This window comes from Camelimonas sp. FR25, from assembly GCF_059740505.1.
Genome location: NZ_JCAWFG010000046.1, coordinates 63,299 through 71,540, shown reverse-complemented (window position 1 = coordinate 71,540; position 8,242 = coordinate 63,299). Strand labels below are relative to the sequence as shown.

The window sequence follows — 8,242 nt, the reverse complement described above, 5'->3', positions numbered from 1 at the left end:
AGGGACGCGTGGCGTAACACGCGCCCGCAAAAAGCCCGACACCTCAGTCACAGGATTATGAGCCGCCCCACCGACCTTCACCGTAATCGCTTTCGTCTGACCTGATGTATTATCCAGCCAGACAACGGGCGCATTTTCCGGGGAATAGTTTACCCCACGCAGCTTATACCATAGTTCAACACCGGCGACGGACCGTATGCTTGCCTATCCGCCCCATATCCGAAACACTCAACGCGCGGGGCGTGCGCGTCAGCGCGGCAGGCCAGGCCGCTGCGGGACGTCCTGGCGCGTGATCCCGCAGCGGACGCAACGCCCACGGATCGCCTGCCGTGCGCTGCGCTCCGCCAGACTGGCCCGCCTGTGGCGCGGCTGGCGTTGGGGCGCGGGGGCGCTGGCCAGGGATGGGCGTCATGGATAGTTATGATTACATCATCGTCGGCGCTGGCAGCGCTGGCTGCGTGCTGGCCAACCGGCTGACGGAAGACCCCAGGACCCGGGTCTTGCTGCTGGAGGCAGGCGATCGCGACAAGAGCCTGCTGATCCATATGCCGGCGGGCGTCGGCAAGCTGATCGGCGGCGAGAAGGCCAATTGGTATTATTACACCGAGCCGCAGCAGCACCTCGACGGACGCAAATTGTTCTGGCCGCGCGGCAAGGTGCTGGGCGGCTCGTCATCGATCAATGGCATGATCTACATTCGCGGCCACGCCCGTGACTATGATTTGTGGCGGCAGATGGGAAACGCCGGCTGGGGCTTTGCCGACGTGCTGCCCTATTTCCGCCGCGCCGAAGGCAATGAGAACGGCGCCGACGCGTTCCACGGCAGCGCGGGCCCATTGGGCGTCAGCAACGCGCTCAAGACCAATGTGCTGTTCGACGCCTTTGTCGAGGCTGGCCGCCAGGCGGGCTACCCTTACACGCATGACTTCAACGGTCCGCAGCAGGAGGGCGTCGGCCCCTATCAGCTGACCATCCGCAACGGTCGCCGTTGCAGCGCCGCCGCAGCCTATCTAAAGCCAGCGCTGAAGCGGCCCAATCTGCGTATCGAGGTCAACGCCCTCACCACCCGCGTGGTGTTCGAGGGCAAGCGCGCCGTCGGCGTCGATTTTGTCCAGGGCGGCCAGACCCGCCGGGCGCGCGCCAATAGCGAGGTCATCCTCTCCGGCGGCGCCGTCAACACGCCGCAGATCCTGATGCTCTCCGGCGTCGGCGATGCTGAATATCTGCGCGGCTTTGGCATCGCGGCGATCGCCGACCTGCCCGGCGTCGGCCAGAACCTCCAGGACCATCTGGACGTGACGCCGATCTATGAGTGCAAGCTTCCCGTCACCCTGCACAGCCAGACCATGCCCATCGCCCAGCTCAAGACCGGGCTGCAATATCTGCTGTTCGGCAAGGGTCTGGGGCGGTCGCAGGGGCTGGAATCGGGCGCGTTCCTGAAAACCCGCCCGGAGCTGGAGGTCCCCGACGTCCAGATCCATTTCGTCGCGGCGATGATGCGTGATCACGCTCGCATCCAGTCCGACCGCCATGGCTTCACCATCCATGTCTGCCAGCTGCGCCCGGAAAGCCGGGGATATATCGGCCTGCATTCGCCCGATCCGGCCCGGCACGCCCTGATCCAGCCGAATTATCTGGCGGCGGAGGCGGATCGGCGCGTGTTGCGTGATGGCATCCGCATGGTGCGCACTATCGTCGACCAGCAGGCCATGGCCGCCTATCGTGGGCCGGAGTTTGGCCCCGGCGACGCCGTGCAGAGCGATGAGGCGCTCGACGCATGGGTGCGCCATACGGCGGAGACCATCTACCATCCGGTGGGCTCGGCCCGCATGGGCGCTGACCGCATGGCCGTGGTTGACGAGCGCTGCCGCGTGCATGGCCTCAGCGGCCTGCGCGTCGTCGACGCCTCGGTGATGCCGACGCTGGTCGGCGGCAACACCAATGCGCCGACCATCATGATCGCCGAGAAGATCTCTGACGACATTCGCGGCCGCCCGCCCCTGCCGCAGGAGATCGTCGCCATCGCCGAAGACGGCGGCCGCGACGCGGCGTGATGTGCGGCTACCGAGACGCTGGCGCAACTGCGGCCTGCAACACTCAGGCGCCGCCCGGTTTCTGGGATGCGCCAGCCCCACGCGGCGCTTGCGCCGCGCTCATCGCCTGAAAACAGCAGCGCCGGTCGGATCCCGACCGGCGCGCTTTTCTGTCAGCATACATGACCGACCCGGCGCCCCACCAAGCCTGGGCCTGTGAGGCGTCGCGCCAGCCCGGCGATCAGGCGACCTCAAACAGGCCCGCCGCGCCCATGCCGCCGCCGACGCACATGGTGCAGACCACGTATTTGGCGCCACGGCGCTTGCCCTCGATCAGCGCGTGGCCAACCATACGGGCGCCGGACATGCCATAAGGGTGGCCGATGGAGATGGCGCCGCCATTGACGTTGAGCAGCTCATCCGGAATGCCGAGCCGGTCGCGACAATACAGCACCTGCACGGCGAAGGCCTCGTTCAGCTCCCACAGGCCGATGTCCTCGACCTTCAGGCCATGCGCCTTGAGCAGCTTCGGCACGGCGAACACCGGGCCAATGCCCATCTCGTCCGGCTCGCAACCGGCCACGGCGATGCCGCGATAGATGCCGAGCGGCTGCAGGCCGCGCTTCTCGGCCAGCTTCGCCTCCATCAGCACGGCGGCAGAGGCGCCGTCCGACAGCTGCGAGGCGTTGCCGGCGGTGATGTGCTTGCCCTGCTTGATGACCATGCCGTCCTTGAACACCGGCTGCAGCTGCGACAGGTTCTCGTAGCTGGTGCCAGGGCGGTTGCCTTCGTCCTTGGTCAGGGTGGTCTCGACGTCCTTGACCTCGCCCGAGACCTTGTCCTGCACCTTCATCACCGAAGGCAGCGGCACGATCTCGTCGTCGAACTTGCCGGCGGCCTGGGCGGCGGCGGTGCGCTCCTGCGACTGGGCGGCGTAGCGGTCCTGGGCCTCACGCGACACGCCATAGCGCTCGCCAACCGTCTCCGCCGTCTCGAGCATGCTCATGTACAGCGCCGGCACGTGCTGGGTCAGCCACGGGTCGCGGGCGCGGTAGTGGTTCTGGTGTTCGTTCTGCACCAGCGAGATCGAATCGAGGCCGCCGCCGACATTGACGTCCATGCCGTCGGTGATGATCTCTTTAGCGGCGGTGGCGATGGCCATCATGCCCGAGGCGCACTGGCGGTCGAGCGACATGCCGGCCACCGTCACCGGCAGCCCGGCGCGCATGGCGGCCTGGCGGGCGATGTTCAGCCCCTGGGCGCCCTGCTGCATGGCAGCGCCAATGACCACGTCCTGGATCTCCGCCGGATCAACGCCCGAACGCGCCACCGCATGGCGGATGGCGTGGCCGCCCAGTTCCTGCGACTGGGTGTTGTTGAACGCGCCGCGAAACGCCTTGCCGATCGGCGTGCGGGCGGTGGAAACGATAACTGCCTCTCTCATGGCGTCCTCCAATTAAATCTGTCTGCGCCTGCCAGAGCGGCCTGGCGCACGCCCTGCCAGCCCAGACGGGCGACGGGCCTGATTGTACGTATGCTGCGTCCCACGCCCGCGGCTTCGCCGTCTTGTCATGGTTTCTCCTGCCTCAGTCCCGGCGCCGGCCCGGACCTGTCGCCGCCAGCCGGCGCGGCTGACCAGGCCGACCAATGCGGCGGCGATCATCGGGCGGCGGCGCCGTCCTGTCCAGCCACGGCGCCGTGCGGCCTGGCTAAGACTTTGGACCCAGGCCAATCTGCCAGCATCGGCTGGCGCGAGGGCCTGCGCCCGCAATAAACCAGGGCGAAAACGACAACGGGCGCCTCGCGGCGCCCGTCATGTGGTTCAGCCCCGGCCTGGCAGGGTGATGCCCTGGGCCTCGGCGGCGAGGGTGACGAAATTCGCCGTCTGCTCGCCGGCGCCGCTGACCTCGCGCTGGCCCGCCGGATCGGTGATCTTCGCCCAATTGGCGGCGACGCCTTCGGGCGTATTGTCCTCGGGCTTCAGATAGGCGCCGCGGGTCTGGTAGATGCGGGTCTGGGCATAGACGCCAGCCGCAGCTTCGAGGATCACCTTCGACGGCGCATCTTCCGAGAGCAGATACAGCACGCCAGGCGAGATCATCTCTGGCGTCATCATCTCCAGCATGGCCGGGGCCATCAGCTCTTCGGTCATGCGGGTGGCGGCGGCGGGCGCCAGCGTGTTGATGCGGATGTTCTTCGACGCGCCTTCCAGATGCAGCACGTTCATCAGCCCGACCATGGCGGCCTTGGCGGCGCCGTAATTGGCCTGGCCGAAATTGCCGTAAATGCCGGTGGCCGAAGCCGTCACCAGAATGCGGCCGTAGTTCTGCTCACGCATGATCTCCCAGACGGCCCTGGTGCAATTGGCCGTGCCCATGACGTGCACATCCATAACTTTCCAGAAATCGTCGAGAGTCATCTTGGCGAAGGTCTTGTCGCGCAGGATGCCGGCGTTATTGACGAGAATGTCGACGCGGCCCCATTTATCCATCGCCGCCTTGACCATGGCGTCGACATGCTCCCGGTTGGAGACGTCGGCGCCATTGCCGATGGCCTCGCCGCCAGCGGCGATGATCTCGGCGACCACCTTCTCAGCCGCCTCGCAGCTGCCGCCGGTGCCGTCGCGGGCGCCGCCGAAGTCATTCACAACCACCTTCGCGCCGCGCGCGGCCAGCTGCAGCGCATGCGAGCGGCCAAGGCCGTTGCCCGCGCCGGTCACGATGGCGACGCGATTGTCAAACCGGATGCTCATTTAGGTCCTGTCCCTGGTCGTATGGCCGTGCGGATCACGGCTCTGCCAGGCGTCGCGCCCTGCGCCCATGATGGCGCACGGCGCGATGCCATTGTTATGAACTGATAGGTGATGACGACGCTCAGGCGATGAAGCTCATGCCCAGCCACTCGGCGATCAGGGCGGGCTTGTCCTCGCCCTCGATCTCCACGGTCACCTCATGCTTCAGCAGGATCTGCGTCGGCGACTTGCGGGTGAATTCCTTGAGCACGAACCGGCCGCGAATCCGCTTGCCAGACTTCACCGGCGCGAGGAAGCGCAACTTGTCGAGACCGTAATTGACGCCCATGTGGCGGCCCTTGATGCCAGGCAGCACCTCATAGGACATCGGCACCATCAAGGACATGGTGAGGAAGCCGTGGGCGATGGTCGTGCCGAAGGGGGTCTTGGCCGCAGCTTCGGGATTGACGTGGATGAACTGCCAGTCCTCGGTGACATCGGCGAACTGGTTGATGCGGTCCTGGTTGACCTCGATCCAGCGCGAGACGCCGACCTCCTTGCCAACCATGGCCTCGAGTTCTTCAGGGGTCAGCTCGACCTTGGCGGCAGCAGAATTGTCGGCGGAAGCCGTTGCATTGCTCATATTATCTCCTCCCCGGGGACGTCGTTGCGCCCGGTTTCATACCGCGCCTGTCATAAAACACGATCCGCCAGTTCTGAAGCAGATCGTGCTGAACTTTTTGTGGCCATTGACTGGTGGCCAGGAACTTCAGGCAAGCAGCTTTAGGCCAGCAGCTCTTGACGACAAGAGCTGGTAGCCAACAGCGCCTTGAGATCCTGGGCGCAAGCTCGTGCTGGCCCTGCGCCCAGGCGCCGCGCAAGCCGTACAGCCTGCATTTCTGGATAAATTATCGCAGATGCGTGGTCCAGCGGCGGCGGCGCAAGGGCCGCCGACACGCGATGCAATCAGGACATGGACCGGCGGACGGCGCCGACCCTGCAGCATGCGACAGGGCCAGCCAATGCTGCCGAACCCACCCTGCAGCGGGCAGCGCAAGCCGGCGCCGCCCAGGCTCCCGGCCACGGGCCTCGGGCACCATGGAGTTCACCTGATCGTCAGCGCGCCTGCTGGTTATCCGGCTCCTGCTGGTTGTCGGGCGTCTGGTCATGATGGTTGGCGCCCAGGTAGCAGAAGGGCGTCAGATACCATGGCTGTTCGGCACAACGCCGCTGACGCTCACAGGCGCCGGAGGATGGCGCCAGCGAACAGGCGAGGGCTGGCAGCGCGCTGAGAATCACCGCGACGGCGGCGAGGGTCAATCTGGTGTTCATGAAAAAATCTTTCCAGTATTCGTTTGTCATATTGATCGACATGACGATCAAATACTGGAATTGAGCCGGCAATAGGCGGCGGCGATGAAATATTCGCGGCAAAATATGTCAGATACGGCGACCCGCACAGGATACGCCGACCGCCGATGCGCCAGTCATGCGACGACGTGGCCAGGGTCGCCGCCGCCCGCATAAGGGGTTCAGCGAGCGGGCGCCGGCAGCTGCCAGCGACGGCGCCTGATCGTCCATCGGGGACGTTGATCATGTGCTGCGACGATAGGCGACGGTCGCGCCGCCAATCCTTCCAGCAGCGTCAAAGACAGTAGCGGCGCCCGCACATCGTGGGCGCCGCCGCCACAGCTTACTTCTTGGTCACCAGCGCGCAGCCGCCGTCCTCAAGCGGGCGGAAGGCCTGCTCGCCGGGGATGGTGGCCAGCACCTTGTACAGGTCCCACGGACCCTTCGACTCTTCAGGCTTCTTGACCTCGAACAGATACATGTCGTGGATGGCGCGACCGTCGGGACGGATGTAGCCCTTGCCCATCAGCGGGTCATCGATGGGCGTCTCTTTCATCCTGGCCATCACCGCCTTGGGGTCCTTGCTCTTCAGCGCCTCAACCGCCTTCAGATAGTGCAATACCGAGCCATAGACGCCGGCATGCACCGAGGTCGGCATCTTGCCGCCGAATTTGGCGGCGAAGCGCTTGGAGAAGTCCCGGGTCTTGTCATTGAGATCCCAGTAAAACGCCTCGGTCAGCACCAGTCCCTGAGCGGTCTTGGTCCCCAGCGCGTGGATATCGGAGGAGAAGATCAAAAGGCCCGCGAGGTTCTGGCCGCCCTGGGTGAGGCCGAATTCACCCGCCTGCTTGACGGCGTTGATGGTGTCGCCGCCGGCATTGGCCAGCGCCACAACCTTGGCCTTCGAGCCCTGGGCCTGCAGCAATTGCGAGGAGAAATCCGGATTGTTCAGCGGATGCTTGACCGAACCAAGCACCTTGCCGCCAGACTTGTTGATGACATTGCTGGCGTCACGCTCCAGCGCCTGGCCAAAGGCGTAGTCAGCGGTGATGAAATACCAGCTGTCGCCGCCGCGCTGGATCATCGCCTTGGCGGTGCCGTTGGACAAGGCCGCCGTGTCATAGGTCCAGTGCACGGTATTGGGCGAACAATGCTTGCCGGTGAGGTCAGACGAGCCCGTGCCGGAATTCAGATAAACCTTGTTTTTCTCACGCACCACTTCATTGACAGCGAGGCCCACCGATGAGGTCGGCACGTCGGCGATGACGTCGACGCCATCCTGATCAATCCACTGGCGGGCGATGGTCGAGCCAATGTCCGGCTTGTTCTGGTGATCGCCGACGACCACCTCCACCTTCATGCCCTTGTCATTGGCCTTGAAATCTTCCACGGCCATCCGCGCCGCAACGGCCGAGCCCTCGCCGGTCACATCCGAATACAGCCCGGCGCGGTCGTTGAGCACGCCGATCTTGATCGGGATCGGCTGCTGCGCCATGGCGGGCCCGGCCATGGCGATGGCCACCGCCCCGAGGGAGGCGGCTCCCAGAATGGCGGAGGCCAGACCACGTCCTTTTGTCTTCCGCATGATTGTCACGGCGTAACTCCCTGATGATTATCTGTGCTGCGAGGCGCTCCAGGGCCTGTTGAACTTATGGTCGGTGAGCGCGCGATGACCGGCGTGAGCGCGAAATGACCGGCCTGCGCGCCGGGAGCGCCGCATCGCCTGGCGCCATGCACAGGCGACAGCCACGCTGGCCTTTCCGCATGACTTCCCGCTGCAACACGAACACGTGCTCCAGTTATCGCCCGCTGCGAGCCAGAAATACGTGTTCATGATCGCGGTTTGCGCCGCGAAACCACGTAAAAGCCGCCCCTTGATCCTCGCTTATGACTAGCGTGGAACAGTGCTTCACTGGGGTCAATTTAAACAATCGTTGTAGGCGGCCCCTCCTTCCACTCCGCTGCAGGCGGGCGTGGGGCGCAATTGTGCAGAATTCGGGCGCCGGGCTGGCCGCCTTGGCCCGCGCGACGGGCTTTGCCGTCTGGGGGGTGGTTGCAGAACCGGCGCGGGCGCACGATTATCTGACAAGGTCATGGCCGACGTCAGACAGGCGCGCTGTCTTTCTGT

6 protein-coding genes are annotated in these 8,242 nt (G+C 65.1%); 1 reads left to right on the top strand and 5 read right to left on the bottom strand.

What is annotated here, in order from left to right; translation table 11 throughout:
* Nucleotides 1-401 precede the first annotated feature (401 nt).
* Nucleotides 402-2,054, top strand: coding sequence for a choline dehydrogenase (locus AC6A67_RS06780; protein WP_498035792.1), 1,653 nt, complete (start codon nucleotides 402-404; stop codon nucleotides 2,052-2,054).
* Between the two features lie 220 nt (nucleotides 2,055-2,274).
* Here the strand turns inward: AC6A67_RS06780 and AC6A67_RS06775 are convergent, their stop codons facing one another.
* From AC6A67_RS06775 to AC6A67_RS06755, 5 genes are all read right to left on the bottom strand, one after another.
* Nucleotides 2,275-3,477 (bottom strand): acetyl-CoA C-acyltransferase, encoded by a 1,203-nt coding sequence (locus AC6A67_RS06775; protein WP_498035791.1) that lies wholly within the window; start codon nucleotides 3,475-3,477, stop codon nucleotides 2,275-2,277.
* Nucleotides 3,478-3,855: 378 nt separating this feature from the next.
* A complete protein-coding gene (locus tag AC6A67_RS06770; protein ID WP_498035790.1) occupies nucleotides 3,856-4,785 on the bottom strand; it encodes an SDR family NAD(P)-dependent oxidoreductase in 930 nt (309 codons plus the stop codon).
* Nucleotides 4,786-4,906: 121 nt separating this feature from the next.
* Nucleotides 4,907-5,407 (bottom strand): MaoC family dehydratase, encoded by a 501-nt coding sequence (locus AC6A67_RS06765; protein WP_498035789.1) that lies wholly within the window; start codon nucleotides 5,405-5,407, stop codon nucleotides 4,907-4,909.
* A 473-nt stretch (nucleotides 5,408-5,880) separates the two neighbouring features.
* Nucleotides 5,881-6,096 (bottom strand): hypothetical protein, encoded by a 216-nt coding sequence (locus AC6A67_RS06760; protein WP_498035788.1) that lies wholly within the window; start codon nucleotides 6,094-6,096, stop codon nucleotides 5,881-5,883.
* Nucleotides 6,097-6,457: 361 nt separating this feature from the next.
* On the bottom strand, nucleotides 6,458-7,699 hold the full coding sequence (locus AC6A67_RS06755; RefSeq protein WP_498035795.1) for an ABC transporter substrate-binding protein: 1,242 nt from the start codon (nucleotides 7,697-7,699) through the stop codon (nucleotides 6,458-6,460).
* Between the last annotated feature and the right edge of the window lie 543 nt (nucleotides 7,700-8,242).

What these genes read in the sequence shown, in the direction of transcription:
- AC6A67_RS06760 (WP_498035788.1), bottom strand. Translation starts at nt 6,096, where the DNA reads ATGAACACCAGATTGACCCTCGCCGCCGTCGCGGTGATTCTCAGCGCG.
- AC6A67_RS06765 (WP_498035789.1), bottom strand. Translation starts at nt 5,407, where the DNA reads ATGAGCAATGCAACGGCTTCCGCCGACAATTCTGCTGCCGCCAAGGTC.
- AC6A67_RS06775 (WP_498035791.1), bottom strand. Translation starts at nt 3,477, where the DNA reads ATGAGAGAGGCAGTTATCGTTTCCACCGCCCGCACGCCGATCGGCAAG.
- AC6A67_RS06755 (WP_498035795.1), bottom strand. Translation starts at nt 7,699, where the DNA reads ATGCGGAAGACAAAAGGACGTGGTCTGGCCTCCGCCATTCTGGGAGCC.
- AC6A67_RS06780 (WP_498035792.1), top strand. Translation starts at nt 402, where the DNA reads ATGGGCGTCATGGATAGTTATGATTACATCATCGTCGGCGCTGGCAGC.
- AC6A67_RS06770 (WP_498035790.1), bottom strand. Translation starts at nt 4,785, where the DNA reads ATGAGCATCCGGTTTGACAATCGCGTCGCCATCGTGACCGGCGCGGGC.